This window comes from Mesorhizobium sp. P160927, assembly GCF_057766385.1.
Genome location: NZ_JBYMDW010000001.1, coordinates 3677626 through 3694702, shown reverse-complemented (window position 1 = coordinate 3694702; position 17077 = coordinate 3677626). Strand labels below are relative to the sequence as shown.

At 62.1% G+C, this 17077-nt stretch carries 19 protein-coding genes and 1 tRNA gene; 10 read left to right on the top strand and 10 right to left on the bottom strand.

Annotated features, from left to right (window positions below):
* Positions 1–14: 14 nt before the first annotated feature.
* Entirely contained in the window at positions 15–2351 is a 2337-nt protein-coding gene (locus AC3CB8_RS17895) for a Wzz/FepE/Etk N-terminal domain-containing protein (protein WP_023783827.1), read from the bottom strand.
* 253 nt (positions 2352–2604) lie between these two features.
* Between AC3CB8_RS17895 and AC3CB8_RS17890 the strand changes: the two genes are divergently transcribed.
* The 5 genes from AC3CB8_RS17890 (at position 2605) to AC3CB8_RS17870 (ending at position 7331) form a co-directional block, all read left to right on the top strand.
* Positions 2605–3168: a polysaccharide biosynthesis/export family protein gene (locus tag AC3CB8_RS17890; RefSeq protein WP_023773244.1), complete on the top strand. Its 564-nt coding sequence runs from the start codon at positions 2605–2607 to the stop codon at positions 3166–3168.
* Positions 3169–3178: 10 nt separating this feature from the next.
* Entirely contained in the window at positions 3179–4309 is a 1131-nt protein-coding gene (locus AC3CB8_RS17885; RefSeq protein WP_352563092.1) for a glycosyltransferase, read from the top strand.
* An 87-nt stretch (positions 4310–4396) separates the two neighbouring features.
* Positions 4397–5932: an undecaprenyl-phosphate glucose phosphotransferase gene (locus AC3CB8_RS17880; protein WP_023773246.1), complete on the top strand. Its 1536-nt coding sequence runs from the start codon at positions 4397–4399 to the stop codon at positions 5930–5932.
* On the top strand, positions 5929–7218 hold the full coding sequence (locus AC3CB8_RS17875) for an O-antigen ligase family protein (RefSeq protein ID WP_023795074.1): 1290 nt from the start codon (positions 5929–5931) through the stop codon (positions 7216–7218). The genes AC3CB8_RS17880 and AC3CB8_RS17875 overlap by 4 nt, the downstream gene beginning before the upstream one ends.
* Before the next feature lie 36 nt (positions 7219–7254).
* A tRNA-Pro gene (locus AC3CB8_RS17870) sits at positions 7255–7331 on the top strand.
* 98 nt (positions 7332–7429) lie between these two features.
* Here the strand turns inward: AC3CB8_RS17870 and AC3CB8_RS17865 are convergent.
* Both AC3CB8_RS17865 and AC3CB8_RS17860 read right to left on the bottom strand, forming a co-directional pair.
* Positions 7430–7891, bottom strand: coding sequence for a YbaK/EbsC family protein (locus AC3CB8_RS17865; protein WP_023795073.1), 462 nt, complete (start codon positions 7889–7891; stop codon positions 7430–7432).
* Positions 7892–8110: 219 nt separating this feature from the next.
* Entirely contained in the window at positions 8111–8395 is a 285-nt protein-coding gene (locus tag AC3CB8_RS17860) for a helix-turn-helix domain-containing protein (protein WP_352563181.1), read from the bottom strand.
* Positions 8396–8672: 277 nt separating this feature from the next.
* Between AC3CB8_RS17860 and AC3CB8_RS17855 the strand changes: the two genes are divergently transcribed.
* Together AC3CB8_RS17855 and AC3CB8_RS17850 are read left to right on the top strand one after the other, a co-directional pair.
* Positions 8673–9287 (top strand): hypothetical protein, encoded by a 615-nt coding sequence (locus AC3CB8_RS17855; protein WP_352563091.1) that lies wholly within the window; start codon positions 8673–8675, stop codon positions 9285–9287.
* A gap of 186 nt (positions 9288–9473) precedes the next feature.
* The gene (locus tag AC3CB8_RS17850; protein WP_352563090.1) at positions 9474–9671 is read left to right on the top strand and encodes a hypothetical protein; all 198 of its coding nucleotides are present in this window, start codon (positions 9474–9476) and stop codon (positions 9669–9671) included.
* Positions 9672–9911: 240 nt separating this feature from the next.
* Here AC3CB8_RS17850 and AC3CB8_RS17845 read toward each other — a convergent pair whose 3' ends face one another.
* From AC3CB8_RS17845 to AC3CB8_RS17815, 7 genes are all read right to left on the bottom strand, one after another.
* Positions 9912–10214, bottom strand: coding sequence for an MDR/zinc-dependent alcohol dehydrogenase-like family protein (locus AC3CB8_RS17845; protein ID WP_023773252.1), 303 nt, complete (start codon positions 10212–10214; stop codon positions 9912–9914).
* A gap of 88 nt (positions 10215–10302) precedes the next feature.
* Positions 10303–10842 carry a MerR family transcriptional regulator gene (locus AC3CB8_RS17840; protein ID WP_015318228.1) on the bottom strand — a complete coding sequence of 180 codons (540 nt, stop codon included), beginning with the start codon at positions 10840–10842 and terminating at the stop codon, positions 10303–10305.
* A 215-nt stretch (positions 10843–11057) separates the two neighbouring features.
* On the bottom strand, positions 11058–11381 hold the full coding sequence (locus tag AC3CB8_RS17835) for an integration host factor subunit alpha (protein ID WP_010915609.1): 324 nt from the start codon (positions 11379–11381) through the stop codon (positions 11058–11060).
* A 101-nt stretch (positions 11382–11482) separates the two neighbouring features.
* Entirely contained in the window at positions 11483–12454 is a 972-nt protein-coding gene (locus AC3CB8_RS17830) for a beta-ketoacyl-ACP synthase III (RefSeq protein ID WP_023783055.1), read from the bottom strand.
* Positions 12455–12463: 9 nt separating this feature from the next.
* Positions 12464–13534: a phosphate acyltransferase PlsX gene (gene plsX, locus AC3CB8_RS17825; RefSeq protein WP_023773254.1), complete on the bottom strand. Its 1071-nt coding sequence runs from the start codon at positions 13532–13534 to the stop codon at positions 12464–12466.
* Positions 13535–13647: 113 nt separating this feature from the next.
* Entirely contained in the window at positions 13648–14196 is a 549-nt protein-coding gene (locus tag AC3CB8_RS17820; RefSeq protein WP_023773255.1) for a YceD family protein, read from the bottom strand.
* A 3-nt stretch (positions 14197–14199) separates the two neighbouring features.
* Positions 14200–14742: a ubiquinol-cytochrome C chaperone family protein gene (locus tag AC3CB8_RS17815; protein ID WP_023773256.1), complete on the bottom strand. Its 543-nt coding sequence runs from the start codon at positions 14740–14742 to the stop codon at positions 14200–14202.
* Positions 14743–14856: 114 nt separating this feature from the next.
* Between AC3CB8_RS17815 and AC3CB8_RS17810 the strand changes: the two genes are divergently transcribed.
* From AC3CB8_RS17810 to AC3CB8_RS17800, 3 genes are all read left to right on the top strand, one after another.
* On the top strand, positions 14857–15372 hold the full coding sequence (locus tag AC3CB8_RS17810; RefSeq protein ID WP_023773257.1) for an outer membrane protein assembly factor BamE: 516 nt from the start codon (positions 14857–14859) through the stop codon (positions 15370–15372).
* A 155-nt stretch (positions 15373–15527) separates the two neighbouring features.
* Positions 15528–16073: a dTDP-4-dehydrorhamnose 3,5-epimerase family protein gene (locus AC3CB8_RS17805; RefSeq protein ID WP_352563089.1), complete on the top strand. Its 546-nt coding sequence runs from the start codon at positions 15528–15530 to the stop codon at positions 16071–16073.
* Between the two features lie 40 nt (positions 16074–16113).
* The gene (locus tag AC3CB8_RS17800; protein ID WP_352563088.1) at positions 16114–17073 is read left to right on the top strand and encodes a glycosyltransferase family 2 protein; all 960 of its coding nucleotides are present in this window, start codon (positions 16114–16116) and stop codon (positions 17071–17073) included.
* Positions 17074–17077 lie beyond the last annotated feature (4 nt).

The window sequence follows — 17077 nt, the reverse complement described above, 5'->3', positions numbered from 1 at the left end:
GAACGGCGGCTCTTTCAGGCAGCCGAACGCCGCCCCGGCACCGGATTGCCTGGCGGCTCATGGCCGAGCGGCGTCACCAGCGTCAGGTCGGGATAGCCGCTCTCGATCAGCTTGACCGCGGCCTGCGTCACCTCGTCGTCGGCCTCCAGCATGGACAAGAACACCTCGGTGGCCTCGCCGCCCAGACGGCTGATGCCTTGTGCATCGGCCGGCCCGCACTCGACCACCACCAGATCGTAGGCTGTTGTCAGCGACTGCATGATGATCGGCAGCCGATCGGCCGCACGCATGGCACGGACCGGATCGGCGGTACCGACGGGGATGACATGGCAGTCGGAATAGAGGTCGCCATGGATCACTTCGCTGAACTGCGCCTGCGAGGCCAGCAGATTGGTGATACCGGGGAAAAGCCCGCTGTCCAGCATCGGGCGCGAGGCAGCCCCCGAGGCAGTCAGGTCGAGCAGCAGGACGCGCAGTCCGGCGTCGGAAACCTCGCGCGCCACCAGGACCGCCGACGCCGCCGCTTCATCGCCCTCGGGGGAAACGAATATGGCGCGCGCGGCCCCGCTGGCGATCAGCTTCTCGGCTGCCTTCTCGACATCGATCTCGCCGAGCACGGAGCGCGGCCGCCGAACCTCCACGGGTTCCGGCACAGCCATCGGCTCAGGCTCTGCCACGGGTTCAGATTTGGTCAAGGGTTCAGATTTGGTCAAGGGTTCGGATTTGGCCAAGGGTTCAGGCTCGGCGACAGGCTCCGCTGTGGCGACGGGCTCGACCTCGGCGGCAGGCCGCGGCCGTGCCGGTGTTTCGGTGACCGTTTCGGGCCATGATACGTCGGCGGTGCGATTGGCGCGCTCAGTGGCGACAGCCGGTTCGAGGCGGGTGGACGGCTCCTGATAAGCGGCCGGCGGCATTATCACCTCGTCGATCGGTTCAAACCGCGCGCCCCTGGCCGGGCGCATGGCACGGCCCGAGAAAAGCTCCCGCAGCAGCGTGAACACGGCCGCCAGCAGAAGGGAAGCCGCGGCGGCAGCGCCAACGATCGGCCCGACCTTGGGGAAGTATGGCTCGGCGGGGACCGAAGCCGGTGAGGCGATGCGGGCGTCGACCGGGATATAGTTGCGATCCTGACGCGACGCCGCCTCACGATAATTGGTCAGGTAAAGTTCGAGCTGCTGGCGCTTGGCGGCGGCATCGCGCTGCAGCGCGTCGAGACCGACCTGCTGTTCGCCGGCCTGCGCAGAAGCAGCCTTGAGCGTGTTGACGTCGGCGACCAGCTGGCTTTCGCGCGCCTTTGCGGCGTCGGCCTGCATCGCCAGGCCCTTCATGATCTTTTGGGCTTCGCTGCGGATCTGCGCATCGAGATCGGCCAGTTGCGATTTGGCCGCGCGAATACGCGGATGATTGTCGAGCAGCGTCGTCGACAGATCGGCGATGTTGGCGCGCAGCTCGACCTGGCGCTCCCGCAAGCGCTGGATCAGATCGGAAGACAGCACTTCCGGCAGCGAATCCAGCGATCCGCCATTCTGCAGCGCCTTGCGCACGCTCTCGGCAGTGCCTTCGGCCGCGGCCCGGTTGGCCCGCACCCGCGACAACTCGGTCGACAGCTCGGCCAATTGCTGGGTGGCCAGGGTGGAATTGTTGCCGCCCATCAGGAGGTCGGACTGGGAGCGGTAAGCCGCGACCTTGGCTTCGGCATCGCTGACCTGCTTGGACAGGTCGGCGATCTCGGGCGCCAGAAAGTCGGCGGCGGCGGTGTTCGATTCGCTCTTGGCCGCGCCCTGCCCCGCAATGTAAGCGGCGGCAATGGCATCGGGGATGGCGGCCGCGAGCTTCGGATCTTCCGAGGAGAACTCGATGGCAATGATGCGAGTCTTTTCAACGCCGTACACGTTGAGCTTCTCGCGCATCTTCTTCAGGACACGTTCATCGGCCGGAACATCCATCGGGTCGTTCTTCAGGCCAAGCAGGATCAGCACGCGGCTCAGCGACGACATGTCGATCGTCTCGTCGAACTCGGGCAGTCGCGACAGGCCGAGCTTCTGGGCGACCTGCTTGAGGATCTCGTTGGACGAAATTATCTGGACCTGGGTGGCAACGCCTTGCTCGTCGAGGATCGGCTTGTCGCTGTCCGGATTGCTGCTGGCGGGCCGCGTGTAGACCGATTCTCGCGGGGCGATCTCCACCTGCGTCTGGGCCTTGTAATGGCGGGTCGCGAACGACGCAGCTACGAATGCAAGCCCCGTCACCACCACAACGAAGACCAGAATCCGCAGCCAGTTGCGTCCCAGGCTGGCGAAGAGCTGCCTAAGATCAACGTCGACGTCTGCGGCCGCGGATTGAACGGACATGCATCCCTACTCCGAAACTGGATCAGGGTGCACCGTAAACAACTATGGTAACCCAGCCGTTAAGATCACGGTAAGCTTCCGTTAGGATTTGCTGGGGCAGACAAAAAAATCGATAAAATAGCGAAACCTTGCCTGCTAAAACGCTATTGAGGCGCTCCTTTACCGGCCATTAACCCTAACAGGATGATAACGGACCCGATCCCAGATGTTTGCTGCGACATCGCAGCGGCCAGTCGAAGGTACCTGTCCGGTCATGAAAAGCACTGCTTCCCTCTTTCGCGCACTGCTTGCCATTTCGATGCTCGCCGGCTGTTCCAGCTACCGGCCGACGCCGGCCGCCTTCCACGAGGTCCTCGAACAGCCGTATCGCCTCGGCGCAGGCGACCGGGTCCGCGTCACAGTGTTCGAACAGGACGGCCTGACCAACAGCTACAGCGTCGACCAGTCCGGTTACATCTCCTTCCCGCTCGTCGGCGCCATACCGGCACGAGGCCATACCGCGCAGCAGATGGAAAAAGAGATCGCCGACAAATTGCGGCAGGGCTATCTGCGCGACCCCGACGTCTCGGTCGAGATCGATCGTTACCGGCCGATCTTCGTCATGGGCGAAGTGGGCGCCGCCGGCCAGTATTCCTACGTGCCCGGCCTGACGGTCCAGAAAGCCATCGCCATTGCCGGGGGCTTCACGCCACGCGCCAACCAGGAGAGCGTCGACATCACCCGCGATATCAACGGCAAGGTGATAACCGGCCGTGTGGTCACCTCCGATCCCCTGCTGCCGGGAGATACCGTCTACGTCCGCGAACGCCTGTTCTGACAGACACCTCGTGGCGGACAAGCTCAGGATCGTCCACTGCTTTCGCTCACCCGTGGGAGGAATTTTCCGGCACGTGCGCGACCTAGCGGAAGCGCAGGTCGCCGCCGGCCACATGGTCGGCATCGTCTGCGACTCGACCACGGGCGGTGAATTCGAGGAGCGTCTTTTCGGGCAGATGAAGGAGATGCTGGCGCTCGGCATCCATCGTACGCCAATGCAGCGCCATGTCGGCCCGGGCGACCTCGCCTCGGCCCGGCGCACCTACAGGATCATCAAGGAATTGCGGCCGGACGTGCTGCATGGGCACGGCGCCAAGGGTGGCGCCTATGCCCGTCTGTTCGGCTCATTGTTGCGGGTATCAAGGTCTCGCGTAGCCCGCCTCTATTCGCCGCATGGCGGCTCTCTCCACTATGACGAGAGCACAGCCACCGGAAAGCTGTTCTTCGCGCTCGAGCATCTCATGGCGCGCTTCACCGATTGCCTGCTGTTCGTCTCCGACTACGAGCGGCGGACCTACCGCAGGAAGGTGGGCGAACCGCCGATTCCGACCACGCTGGTCTACAATGGACTTCGCACCACCGAATTCGAGCCGGTAGCCACCAGGGCCGATGCGGCAGATCTGCTCTATATTGGCATGATGCGGGACCTCAAGGGCCCGGATATCTTCATCGATGCCCTGGCCGCCGCCGCTCCCCGGCTCGGCCGCGCACCGAGTGCCGTGATGGTCGGCGACGGCGACGACCTGCCCCGCTACCACGCGCAGGTGAAACGCCTCGGGCTTCAAGGCAATGTCCGCTTCCTGCCGCCAATGCCGGCCCGGCAGGCATTTGTGCTGGGGGCGGTCGTCGTCGTTCCTTCGCGCGCGGAAGCCATGCCCTATACCGTGCTGGAGGCACTTGCCGCGGCAAGACCTGTCATCGCGACCTCGGTCGGCGGCATACCGGAGATTTTCGGTTCAAGCTCCCCCGCCCTGATTCGCCCGGATCCGGCCGAGCTCGCCGACAAAATGAGCCAGGCGCTGGGCGACCTTGCCACCTATCGCCGATTGATGCCGGACGAATCCACGCTCAGGGCGCGCTTCGGCGCCGACGTCATGGCCGCCGAAATCGAGAAGGCCTACTTCGCCGCGCTCGAAAGTTAGCTCGGGCCCTTCCAAAGCCACAGGTTGTTTCAAGGGTTTCTTAGCTCTCTTTTGCTAATCACCCTGGGGAAGCTTGCGGACTGTTCCATGAACGAGATCGACCCCGCGCACCGCTTTTCATCAGAAGCGGTGCGTCACTTCGACGGCCCTGCCGATGGCGACAAGCCCGGCGGCATGAACGACGTTGCCCGGCAGGTCGCATCGCAATACCGGCGCGATACGATGTCGCCGATCATGGTCAGCGGCGTGCTGCGCATGGTCGAATTCGCGGTGCTGCTGGTCTCGGGGCTCGGCGTCTATTTCTACTATGTCGGGTTCTTCAATTATCTCGCCTGGCAATATCCGCTGACGATCGCCGCCGCATCGTTCCTCGCCGTGGTGCTGCTCGATGTCACCGACTGCTACCAGGTGGTGTCCCTGATGCGGCCGATCGCCAATTTTGGGCGCATCCTGCTGGTCTGGGCCGGCACCTTCGCCCTGATGGCGCTGACGGCATTCGCCATGAAGATGTCGCAAGATTATTCGCGCCTGCTGTTCGGCACCTGGTTCGTCGTCGCCTTCGTCTGCCTCTTCGGCCTCAGGCTGGTGATGTCGAGGCTGATCCGGCGCTGGGCGCGCGATGGCAGCATGGAACGGCGCGCCGTCATCGTTGGCGGCGGCAAGGCGGCGGAAGTGCTCATCCGCTCGGTGGAAAAGCAGCCTTACAACGACATCCGCATCTGCGGTATCTTCGATGATCGCAACGACAAGCGTTCGCCATCCCTCGTCGCCGGCTATCCCAAGCTCGGCACCATTTCGGAACTGATCGAATTCGCCCGCATCGCCCGCATCGACATGCTGATCGTGTCGTTGCCGCTGACCGCCGAATCGCGCGTGCTGCAGTTGCTGAAGAAACTTTGGGTGCTGCCGGTCGACATCCGGCTGTCGGCGCATTCCAATGCGCTGCAATTCCGTCCGCGCGCCTATTCCTACATCGGTTCAGTGCCGATGCTCGACATCTTCGACAAGCCGATCAACGATTGGGATTCGGTCGCCAAGCGCGCCTTCGACATCATCTTCAGCCTCATCGGCATCGTCGTGTTCTCGCCTGTGATGCTGGCCGCGGCGATCGCCATCAAGCTCGACAGCAAGGGACCGGTGCTGTTCAAGCAGAAGCGGCATGGCTTCAACAACGAGATCATCGAGGTCTACAAGTTCCGCTCCATGTACACCGACCGGTCGGATCCGACCGCCAAGCAGACGGTGACCAAGAACGATCCGCGCGTCACCCCTGTCGGCCGCTTCATCCGCAAGACCTCTATCGACGAACTGCCGCAGTTCTTCAACTCGCTGCTGGGCTCGCTGTCGCTCATCGGTCCGCGCCCGCACGCCATTGCCGCCCAGTCGCACAACCTGCTCTACAACGAGGTGGTGGACGGCTATTTCGCGCGCCATAAGGTCAAGCCGGGGGTCACCGGCTGGGCGCAGATCAATGGCTGGCGCGGCGAGATGGACACCAATGAAAAGATCCGCATGCGGACGGAATACGACCTCTACTACATCGAGAACTGGTCGCTGCTTTTCGACCTGCGCATCCTGTTCCTGACGCCGGTCCGGCTCTTGAACACGGAAAACGCCTATTGAGCGCGATCAGCCATGATCTGCCGCGCGCGGCGGTCAACGCCAAGCTGATCACGCTGATCTCCTCGAGCGCGGTCGTGCTCGGCATTCTTTTGTCGGGCTTCGTCATCAGCGAGCCGGCGCCTTACGAAATCTACATGTCCGCGCTGATCGCCATCTGGGCGCTGTTCGGCCTGAGGATATCGCGCGCGGCCATGCCGCTTCTGGTTCTTCTGGTGACGATGAACATCGGCGGCATGATTTCCATGACGCAGATGGCGGATCTCGCCAACACCCCGCTTTATCTTGCCGTGTCGCTGTTTCTCGCTTTCAGCGCGGTGTTTTTCGCATCTGTTACGGCCACGCAGCCGAACCTCTACCGGTTGATCTTCAATGCCTATGTCGTTTCGGCGGTGGCGACGTCGCTGCTTGGCATAGCGGGCTATTTCCATGCCTTCCCCGATGCCGAAATCTTCACCAAATACGACCGCGCCGCCGGCGCCTTCCAGGACCCGAATGTGTTCGGGCCGTTCCTGGTGCTGCCCGGCATCTATCTGCTCTATTTGCTGCTGACGGGCCCGGTCACGCGCATGCCGCTGCTGGCTGTGCCGCTGCTGATCATCAGCGCCGGCATTTTCTTCTCCTTCTCGCGTGGTGCCTGGGGCATGTTCGCGGTCTCGGCCATCCTGCTCACCGGCTGCCTGTTCCTGCAGAGCGCCAGCGGCATGTTCCGGCTCCGCGTGGTGATCATGACGCTCGCCGCGCTGTCGCTGCTGGCCATCGCCGTCATCGTCATCTTGCAACTGCCCGGTGTGTCGGACATGTTCTCCAACCGCGCGCATCTGGAACAGAGCTACGACACCGCACGCCTGGGCCGCTTCGCCCGCTACACGCTCGGTTTCCAGATGGCGATGGAGCACCCGTTCGGCATCGGGCCGCTGGTCTTCGGCACGATCTTCGGCGAGGACACACACGACATCTGGCTGAAGATGCTGATGGACTATGGTTGGCTCGGCTTCGTCTCGTTCCTGACGCTGGTCATCTGGACGATTTCAGCCGGATTCCGCATCCTGCTGCGCGATCGGCCGTGGCAGCCTTATCTCCTATGCGCCTACGTCGCCTTCATCGGCAATGTCGGGCTCGGCACCTTCATCGACATCGACCACTGGCGCCATGTGTATCTGCTGCTCGGCTTGATCTGGGGTGCCATAGCGCTCGAATACCGCCATCAGCGGCTATTGCGGCCGGTATTGCCGGGTCCACCAGCCATCACATCCGCACCGGCGCGATTAACGCCGAATTTCGGTTGACCCGAGCCGGGTTATCACGATACATCGCGACCGGTCCGGAGTGTAGCGCAGCCCGGTAGCGCACTTGACTGGGGGTCAAGGGGTCGTCGGTTCGAATCCGGCCACTCCGACCATTTCGAAGCTGGACTTGCCCCCAAAAGTCCGCCCTGCCGCATCACCCAATTTTCGAATCGCGCGTTCCTTTGCCCGCCGGCCTGGATCGGATCCAGCACTAGGCTTGGCACACATCGACCCACTCGGCGCCAGTCAAATCAACCATGCGCTGCGGTGGGATGCGCACAGCGGCGTTGGTGGCGCCGGCGGCGGGGACGACCTCGGCGAATTCGCGCAGCGAGACGTCGCAATAGACCGGCAGCGGCGACGGCAGGCCGAATGGGCAGACGCCGCCGACCGGATGGCTGGTGGCAGCGACAACCTCTTGCGCGTCCAGCATGCGCGGCTTGCCGCTGAACCGGTCCTTGAATTTGCGGTTGTCCAGCCTGGCGATGCCGCTGGTCACGACAAGCATGGTGCGGTCACCGACGCGAAGGCAGATCGTCTTGGCGATCTGTGCCGGCAATACACCATGCGCCTCCGCCGCCAGGGCCACCGTCGCCGAACTTGATTGTGTGACGACAACCTCGATATCAGGCGCGCGAGCCGCGAAGAAGGCACTGACGGAACCCAGGCTCATATCGAAAAACTCACGGTTCAGACCCGCTGCACGGCAGATGCGATTTGGCGCGGATTTGGGGGCCGCACGCATAAACGCGTGCGATCTCCAAATCGGCAAGCTCGGCAAATCGGCAAGCTCTGCAAATCGGCAAGCCCGGCCTGCCGGCGAGCGTCATGTGTCCACAAGAAACCCGCCAAACGAACCTTGGCGGGTTTTTGGCGCATGCCTGGCGCCATTCTATGCCTGCGGCCGGCCTTGTGCGGCCGGCGTCGGCACGGCGGAAGCAATCGGAGCGTCGTGAGGCAGACGAAGCGCGGACGCAATACGACGCAGCTTCGCCGGGTCGGCCGCCCGGCCGCTCTCGATGTCCTCGATCTCTTCGACCGAGAGACCGCAGGTCAGCGAAAGCGCTTCGAGGCTGTATCCGCGCGTTTCCCGCATTGCCCTGAGGGCGTTGTAATCCGGCCCGATCTCGTTGGCTAATGGTTCGGAGGGGGCGTGGCTTTTTGCTTTGTTAGGCATTGGCAACTCCGTTGGCTGAAAGCGTTTGATCAAAATGGGATGTTGCCTGAGACGAGCAGGAAGATGCCCTCTCGTCAGCGATTTGCCAAGCGCCAATCTGGCCGTCACGGCATCGTGACCCGGATGCCCATGCATCTGCCTCGCCCTGTCCTGATCAAGTTGTTTTGAACGCGCGAAGGGGTTTTGCCCGGCAGTTTCGCCCCACCCGTTCGTTATCTCGACGTCGCTGGCGTGAAACCATTTCCTTCCAGCCAGCCTTTCCCAAAAGGATACTCCAATGAACCTCAAGACACCTCTCCTCGTGCTCGGCACGATTTCCATGCTTTCCGGCATCGGTGTGGCCAGCACGCAGGCGGCGGACACATTGCGCGTGCGCGGCACGGTGGTCAGTTTCGTGCCGTCGTTGCTGACCGTGAAAACCCGTCAAGGCGACACGGCCGCGATCAAGCTGAAAGACGGTTGGAAGCTTTCAGGCGTCGCCAACGCATCGGTGAAAGACATCAAGCAGGGCGATTTCGTCGGCATCGCCTCCGTCTCTAAGGCCGACGGCGGCAGCGGCGCGCTGGAAGTGGTGGTCTTTCCCGCGGCCTTGAAAGGCACTGGAGAGGGTGATCGCCCCTGGGACCTGGAGCCGAACAGTCGCATGACCAACGGCACCGTCGCGGACGTCACCGACATAAACGGGCGTGCCGTGACGCTGACCTATGACAATGGGCAGACGAAGAATATCTCGATCCCCGACGGCACGCCTGTCGTGACTTTTGCGCCGGCCGCCCCGACCGATCTCAAGCCAAGCGCGACGGTCTTCGTTACCGCTCAGCGCGAGAGGGACGGCACGCTGAGTTCCAGCCGCGTCGTGGTCGGAAACAATGGTGTGATCCCGCCAATGTAAGCCAAAGCAGCCGGCTTTCGACCCTGGCGATCATGGGGCAGGAAGCCGGTTCCTCGGAAACAGTTCAGAAACAAGATTCTACAATCGGGAAATACTGACGAAAAAATTCAGGAGCGTAATTCCGTTCGCGGCGTCGGGGATATCGGCCCGATCGGTACCTGCCCGCGAAAAAAAGGAAACGATCCAATGAAGAAATCCCTCCTCTCGGCCCTCGGGCTTGCAGCTGCAATCGCTTTCGCGGTGCCGGTGGTCGGCGCGACAAGCGCGGACGCGGCCCCTATGGCAAAGCATCACCATCGTCACCACCATCATCACCGTCACCATCATCGCCACCACCACCATCATCATCATCACCACATGAAGAAGATGGGCAACAAGGCCTAAGCATTGCCAGCGAGAAGACCGGCCCTGGCTTCTTGTCCAAGGCTGGTTTTCTCATGGTCACAATCCCAAGGCCGGGACTTCTGGACAAACCCGGCGATCGCCGCGGAAATCGTGCGGCTCGACACGCTTCGGCCAGATTCCGGAGCGGTATCGCAATTCGCTGACATCAATGGGAATGGCGCCCGCGCCTGGAGGGCGAGCGCCATTTTCTCTCTGGAAATTCTTGTCCTGGGGTAGCAGTCAGCGCCGGCTGAACAGCAGGCTGGCCACCAAACCGAGTACGACAAGGCCGACCGCAGCGGCGGCCGCCGGATGGTCGCGTGCCGATTTCTCGATCACCCTGCCCTGTTTGCGGATTGCCGGCATAGCATCGCGCAGACGCTCCGCAAGATCCGAATAGGTATCAAGAGCAGCATCACGGCCGTCTTCATAGTAAGCGCCACCCCGCTTCGACACTGCCTTGCGCAACGCGGCGAGTTCCCTCGAGAGAGCCGCGACCTGCTTTTCGAGGTCGATGTCCGATAGGGTCGAAAATGATGGCATCATGCGTTTCCTTGTCTTGCAGAAGGAAACGTAACGCCTCACCCCAAAGCGAGTTCCAGTTCCGAGGCTTTAAAGCGCTTCGCGGCGGTCAGCGCACCTGGTCGAGCAGGCGCTTGCATTCCAGGAGGTCAAACAGCGCCTCCTGCAGCAGCGCGCGGTTGTCACGCGAGAGCTTCGACGCGTCCGGCGCTACCGGACCTTCCTCGTCGCCCTTGCCCAGGCCGAAAAAGCGGCGGCTGGGCTTGACCCTTGGCTGGCCAACCAGTTCGTCATCTCCGCCGCGCGGCTGGGCTGCCGGCGTCAGCGGCACCTGATCGGCCTGCTTGCGCTGCGAGATCGCCTCGACGGCGGCCATGTCGCCATTGCCGATGGCGACCAGGAAATGATTGCCGTTTTCGCGCAGCAGCTTTTGCACGCCCTTGATGGTGTAGCCCTGGTCATACAGCATATGGCGGATGCCCTTGATCAGTTCCACATCCTGCGGCCGGTAGTAGCGGCGGCCGCCGCCACGCTTCATCGGCTTGATCTGGTTGAAGCGCGTCTCCCAGAAACGCAGCACATGCTGTGGCAGGTCGAGATCTTCAGCGACCTCGCTGATGGTGCGGAAGGCGTCAGGGCTCTTGTCCATGGGCGAAATCCTCACGCTGGCGTGTAGCCCGGAACGGCGCTCAGACGAGATCCCGCTCAACAATGAGAAGAGCGTGTTCCGCAGGTGCGGAATCGATCATAAGCCAGAACACCCATCCGGCCATGCTGCCGAATCGGGCCTTATTTCAGCGGTTTGTGAAGCAATATTCAAGTCCGCCGTTGTCGCGGAGCCGGTTTTCAACCGTGCAATGGAGGCTATTTGCCGCCCTTGGCCTTGCTGTTCTGGTGAGAACGCAGGATGCGGTTCTTCAGGACGTTGGACGATTTGAAAGTCATCACCCGGCGTGGCAAGATCGGTACTTCTTCGCCGGTCTTGGGATTGCGTCCGATCCGCTCATTCTTGGAACGGACATGGAATGTCGCGAAGGACGACAGCTTCACCGTCTCGCCGCGCACGATCGCTTCGCAGATTTCGTCCAGCACCGCCTCGACGAGTTCGGCGGATTCAGTGCGCGACAGACCGACCTTTCGGTAGACGGCCTCGGCAAGGTCGGCGCGCGTAAGTGTCTTTCCCCCCATGCGACCGCCCCATCAGCTCAAACATAAAATCGGCACAACAACGGCAGAGCCTAAGTAATTGATCCGGCAAGGTCAAGGACCGAAACCGGACCGTTCTGCACTTACCAGCGAACCAGAATGGCGCCCCAGGTGAACCCGCCGCCCATCGCCTCCAGGAGCACTAGGTCTCCCTTCTTGATGCGGCCGTCGGCGACGGCCACCGACAGCGCCAGCGGTACGGAAGCAGCCGAGGTGTTACCGTGCAAATCGACGGTCACCACCACCTTTTGCTCAGCTATCCCGAGCTTTTTGGCTGAAGCGTCAATAATGCGTTTATTGGCCTGATGAGGCACGAACCAGTCGAGATCGTCGGCGGTAATACCGGCGGCCGAGAAGGTCGCCTCGATGACATCGGTGATCATGCCGACCGCGTGCTTGAAGACCTCGCGGCCTTCCATGCGCAGATGACCGACCGTGCCGGTCGTCGATGGTCCGCCGTCGACGAAAAGCTTTTCCTTGTGCGAGCCGTCGGAACGCAGGCTGGCCGCTAGGACGCCACGGTCGGCGATCGTGCCGGCCCCATCACCCGCTTCCAGAACGACCGCACCGGCGCCATCGCCGAACAGCACGCAAGTCGAGCGATCGCTCCAGTCGAGGATGCGCGAGAACGTCTCCGAGCCGATCACCAGCACGCGCTTTGCAAGGCCACCGCGGATGTAGAGATCGGCTGTCGTCATCGCATAGACGAAGCCCGAGCATACCGCCTGCATGTCGAACGCAAAACCGTGCCGCATACCGAGCCGGTTCTGGATCTCGACCGCGGTAGCCGGGAACGTGTTGTTGGGCGTCGAGGTCGCCAGCACAACCAGATCGATATCGTCCGGAGTCAATCCGGCATCGGCAAGGGCGGCACGCGCCGCGGCCTCGCCCAGGGAAGCCGTCGTCTCGTCATCAGCCGCGATATGGCGCTGGCGGATGCCGGTGCGCTGAGCGATCCACTCATCGGAGGTCTCGACCATACCTTCAAAATCGGCATTCTTCATGATGCGGCGGGGCAGCGCGGCGCCCGTGCCGCGCACAACTGATCTGATCAAAATTCTTTCCTATTCCTTTGCGTCGGTAACGACGTCGGATTTCCTTGATGTCAGGGCATGCGGGTTGCGCGCATGAAACAGGTCGAGATCGGCCTCGATGCGATCAAGCAGATTGTTGCGCACCATGTCATAGCCGAGTTCGATCGCCGCGGCGAAACCGTCCGAGTCGGCACCGCCATGGCTTTTGACGACGATGCCGTTCAGCCCAAGGAAGACGCCGCCATTGGAGCGGCCGACATCCATCTTTTCGCGCAGGCGGTCGAAGGCGCCCTTGGCGAAGATATAGCCGATCTTGGCCATCAGGGTGCGGCTCATCGCGGCGCGCAGATAGCCAGCTATCTGGCGCGCGGTGCCTTCCGCCGTCTTGAGAGCAATATTGCCGGCAAAGCCTTCCGTCACCACCACGTCGACCGTGCCCTTGCCAATATCGTCGCCTTCGACAAAGCCATGGTAATTCATCGAGGCCATATTGGCTTCGCGCAACATGCGTCCCGCCTCCTTGACCTCTTCCTGGCCCTTGATCTCCTCCACGCCGACGTTGAGCAGGCCTACCGTGGGTCGGGCGATGCCGAATACGGAACGCGCCATACCGGTGCCAAGAATGGCAAAATCGATGAGCTGGTGCGCGTCGGCGCCGATGGTGGCGCCGACGTCCAAAACCACGCTTTCGCCACGCAATGTCGGCCATAAGGCCGCGATCGCCGGGCGATCGATGGTCGCCATGGTGCGCAGGCAGAATTTAGACATCGCCATCAGCGCGCCGGTATTGCCGGCGGAGATGCATGCATCCGCGGCGCCCGACTTCACCGCCTCGACCGCCTTCCACATCGACGATTTCCAGCGGCCATGGCGCAGCGCCTGGCTCGGCTTGTCATCCATCCTGACCGCGATCTCGCAGTGGAAGAACTCGCTGACCTCGGCCAATTTGGGGAATTTGGTGAGTTCCGGGCGCACCAATTCCTCACGTCCGTAGATGACGAAGCGGATGTCGGGACGGCGGGTCGCGACCGTCATGAGCGCCGGAATGACCACGGCTGGTCCGTGATCGCCGCCCATGGCATCGATGGAAATCCTGATCACGCGGTATTAATCTCACGGTTAGGCGGCAAGTCGTTTTAGTGATCGCAAAGGTTCGGCGAAAATAGCGGTTTTAGGCTGTCGCACAACCGACTTTTCCGTCGCGAGCAAGGTTTTCAGGATTTTCGCAGCAAGGATCGCAGTTTTTGCTGAAATTCATTCTCGGCCGGTCCGGTGTCGTCATCGGTGCCAATCGAGGCGCCGGGCTTGCGCGGATAGGGATCGATGGCCAAGCCGAAGAACTGTTCGGCAAGTGCCCCGACATCAATGGTGTCGCCCGAAAATGTCTCGGGACTGTCGGGTCCGTCGGCATCGAGCAGGATTTCGCCGCCGCCTTCGAATCCCTGCCGTCCGAGTTTGGAGTCCTCGGGCAAGAGCAGCGCCTCGAACGGCTCTTCAACATGCGCTTCGATGGGGTCTAGCGTGACGATGCAGGCCTGCGTAATGTCCGCCTCGACACGGCCACTGACCTTCACGCCGTTGCGCTTCCATGACGCAACCAGCAGTTCGGCGCGATAGGCTTCGACCGACAGCAGCCCATGGGCCTCGGCAAGGGCCGCGCGCTGCGCGGCATCGGCCTCGATCACAACCGGCAGCCCTTTGTGCGGCAGACGCGCGACATTGGCGAAAAAGGATACCGGACTTTGCATACCCGCGTCTTTCATCGATCAGCCTCCGTTGGCTACAGGAAACGCCACAGTGCCGGCAACGATCGATTCGGTCGGCTGCGCACTCAGTTGCCGGCTGGCCTCGGCGACATACCCGGCCAAACGTGACGCTTCCGGCCAGCCGCCGGCGTCGGGACGGACATTGCGGGCAAGTGCCGCGGTCAGACCGTCATGGTCGCTTCGTTCCAGCGCATCATCATAGGCGGCGGTGCGGCCATAGAACATCTTCGCCAGCTTCTTCATGCGTTTTGGCACACCCACGTCACCAATGCCCAGTTCCCGCAGCGAATGATCGACATCGAGAAAGAATTCGTCGATCAGCACCTGCGCGATCTCTTGCGCCACGCCGTCCTCGCCGCGCAAGCGGTGCTGGACCAGGAACATGTGCAACGAAAGCATCTCGAAACGGCCAAGCGGCGTGTCCGGCACATTCCAGTGGGAATAAAAAACAGTCTGCCGCGCCGCCGCCACGATTTGTGCGTAAAGCGCGTCGGTGATGGCGCGGTTGGCGTGGCGTTCGCGGCCAAAAAGGCGCTGGAACATGGGGATGGTCTCCGGGGACCGTTTGTTGAATTGGCCTTGTTGCATCGGCAAGCAAGCTGGTTTACCGGTTTTGCGGCCCAGCGCAAGTTGCGGCGATATAATGGAGAATTGTTGTTGCGCGCGCTGAATTTCAAGTCGAGTTTCAATTCCAGGGCTGCCGGCGTGATCTCGCTGCTGGCTATCGTTGCGGCGCTGTCGGCATGCCACACCAACAAGATGATCGGCGACCTCAATCCGAGCGAGACGTTCACGCAGGGCTATGTCCTCGATCAGCAGGCGATCGATTCGGTGCCGGTCGGTTCCAGCCGCGAGCAGGTGCTCCTGGCGCTCGGCACGCCGTCGACCACGGCGACTTTCGACAATGAGGCGTTTTACTATATTTCGCAGACGCGCAAGCGCTATGTCGCATTCGACAAGCCGAGGCTGGTCGACCAGAAAGTGCTGGCGGTCTATTTCGGCCCGGACAGCCGCGTCACCCAGATCGCCAATTACGGTTTGAAGGACGGCAAGATCTTCGACTTCATTTCGCGCACCACGCCGACCGGCGGCAAGGACCAGAACTTCCTCAGCCAGATCATCAACGGCGCCAGCAAGCTGGCGCCCGGCATTCCCGGCGGCGGCACCCCCTGATCGCTAGAATCCTGCTTCCCTGACTTTGGGGAACAGAAATGTCTCAGGCGACCAAAAGCCCGTGGGAGCGATCCCACGGGTTTTTGTTTAACGGGGCCCGGCTTGCCAGTGATGGGGCAAACCCATATCAAACCGCCAGGCTGGGGAACTTGGACATGAGCAGTGACGACCATGCGATGCCGGATGGCTGGATGGCGACCGGGACACCCGACCGGCAGACGGTGACATCAGACTGGCTTGCCATCGATCCGCCGTCGATCGATGGCGTCACAATCAAGGAAATCAGGCCGGTCGCTACATCCAACGGCTATCTGACCGAGGTTTTTCGGGAAGAGTGGGGACTTGATCCATCGCCTGTCGGCCAGGTGTTTCAACGCACGATGTATCCAGGCGCGGTAACCGGCTGGCACGCGCACAAGGTGACGCTGGATCGGCTCTTCTGTTGTGCCGGCAGCGTCCGCATATCGCTCTATGACGGCCGAAAGGCTTCGCCCAGTTTCGGCACTGTGTGGCACAAGATACTCGGCGCGTTGCGGCCGGCGATCGTCATAATCCCGCCAGGCGTGTGGCACGGCGTGACGGCGCTCGGGCCGGAGATCGCCCTGCTGCTCAATCTCGTCGACAAGGCCTATACCTACGACGCGCCCGACCATTGGCGCCTGCCACCGGACACCGAACAAATCCCTTACAAGCTGGTGTAGCGTGGAAGGATCGCGCCGGTCGGATGCAGCAGGGCAGCGCGTGCCGCTCGTCTCGGTGGTGATTGCCACCCACAATCGTCCCGCGGCCTTGCGGCAAACCCTGTTCAGCGTCTTGCGCCAGACGCTGCAGGATTTTGAAATTCTGGTGATCGGCGACGACTGTCGCCCTGAGACACCGGCGATCATCGCCGAATTCGCCGATCCGCGCATCTTCTATATAGACCTGCCCGTCAATTTCGGCGAGCAATCCGGCCCCAACAATATCGGTTTTGCCAGGGCGCGAGGCCGGCTTGTCGCCGTGCTCAATCACGACGACCTTTGGTTTCCGGATCATCTGGCGGCAACCACGGGATGGATCGATGCGACCGGTGCGGATGTCGTCATCGCTCGCGGCGCCATCATCGAACCGGTGCGGACGAGGGGCGATGCTCTCAAGACCTCGATTTACGGAATGGGCAAAGACGGTTTTTACGATCCCGTCGTCACGGCCGGATACGGATCGGCACAGGTGGTCAGGCGGGCGTCGTTGGACTGGCTCGGCCCCTGGCGGCCTGCCGGCAAATGCTCTTGCGAAAGTTCGCAGGACTGGCTCTTCCGGGCTTGGCGAAAGGGAGCCGTGATCGCGACCATGCCGCATCTGACGGTGCTGAGCATCTTCTCCGGCCAGCGCAGCGGCAGTTATCTCGAAGACACGGCGATGGAGCAGGAGGAACTCATCGATCGCATGCGCATACCGGACGACCTGCGTCTCAAGGTTCTTGCCGCGGCGGTGGTGCCGTCTCGCCTGAAGAAATCCAGCTACCTGAAACGCAGGGTTTGGGCTGCGTGCGGCATTCATCCGAGATCCGTCGAGTTTCGCCGCAAATACCAACGCGGTGCTTTTGTCTCCATGCTGCGAAAGGTACGCGGCCTGCCGCCCATGCCTGAACGGGAGCCAAGCGTGGATGATCTGTTGGCTAAGTACCGCAGAGGCAGCAAGCGGGAAGAAACCGGAGAATAGCGGC